Below are 1,437 nucleotides of genomic sequence, written 5' to 3'. Positions count from 1 at the left end.
ACTTCGTCCTAATCGCCAGCCCCACCTTCGACGGCTCCCTCCCACAAGGGGTTAGGCCACCGGCTTCGGGTGTTGCCGACTTTCATGACGTGACGGGCGGTGTGTACAAGGCCCGGGAACGTATTCACCGCAGCGTTGCTGATCTGCGATTACTAGCGACTCCGACTTCATGGGGTCGAGTTGCAGACCCCAATCCGAACTGAGACCGGCTTTTTGGGATTCGCTCCACCTTACAGCTTCGCAGCCCTTTGTACCGGCCATTGTAGCATGCGTGAAGCCCTGGACATAAGGGGCATGATGACTTGACGTCATCCCCACCTTCCTCCGAGTTGACCCCGGCAGTCTCCTATGAGTCCCCACCATAACGTGCTGGCAACATAGGACGAGGGTTGCGCTCGTTGCGGGACTTAACCCAACATCTCACGACACGAGCTGACGACAGCCATGCACCACCTGTATAGGACCCTTACGGACCCCCCATCTCTGGAGGATTTCCCTATATGTCAAACCCAGGTAAGGTTCTTCGCGTTGCATCGAATTAATCCGCATGCTCCGCCGCTTGTGCGGGCCCCCGTCAATTCCTTTGAGTTTTAGCCTTGCGGCCGTACTCCCCAGGCGGGGCGCTTAATGCGTTAGCTGCGGCACGGAGGACGTGGAATGTCCCCCACACCTAGCGCCCAACGTTTACGGCGTGGACTACCAGGGTATCTAATCCTGTTCGCTACCCACGCTTTCGCTCCTCAGCGTCAGGTAAGGCCCAGAGAGCCGCCTTCGCCACCGGTGTTCTTCCTGATATCTGCGCATTCCACCGCTACACCAGGAGTTCCGCTCTCCCCTGCCTACCTCTAGTCTGCCCGTATCGGAAGCAGGCTCGGAGTTAAGCTCCGAGTTTTCACTCCCGACGTGACGAACCGCCTACGAGCCCTTTACGCCCAATAATTCCGGACAACGCTCGGACCCTACGTATTACCGCGGCTGCTGGCACGTAGTTGGCCGGTCCTTCTTCTGCAGGTACCGTCACTCTCGCTTCGTCCCTGCTGAAAGAGGTTTACAACCCGAAGGCCGTCATCCCTCACGCGGCGTTGCTGCGTCAGACTTTCGTCCATTGCGCAATATTCCCCACTGCTGCCTCCCGTAGGAGTCTGGGCCGTGTCTCAGTCCCAGTGTGGCCGGTCGCCCTCTCAGGCCGGCTACCCGTCGACGCCTTGGTAGGCCATTACCCCACCAACAAGCTGATAGGCCGCGAGCCCATCCCCAACCGCCAGAACTTTCAACCAAAAACCATGAAGCTTAAGGTGATATCCGGTATTAGACCCCGTTTCCGAGGCTTATCCCGAAGTTGAGGGTAGGTTGCTCACGTGTTACTCACCCGTTCGCCGCTCGTGTACCCCCGAAGGGGCCTTACCGCTCGACTTGCATGTGTTAAGCACGCCGCCA

1 rRNA gene is annotated in these 1,437 nt (G+C 58.5%); it reads right to left on the bottom strand.

Annotation, left to right across the window (positions count from 1 at the left end):
- A 16S ribosomal RNA gene (locus ACYVOK_RS36200) occupies nt 1-1,437 on the bottom strand; the annotation flags it as partial.

It is taken from the genome of Kribbella swartbergensis, from assembly GCF_054784135.1.
The sequence above is the reverse complement of the archived record's forward strand: the minus strand, read 5'-3'. Positions and strand labels throughout refer to the sequence as shown.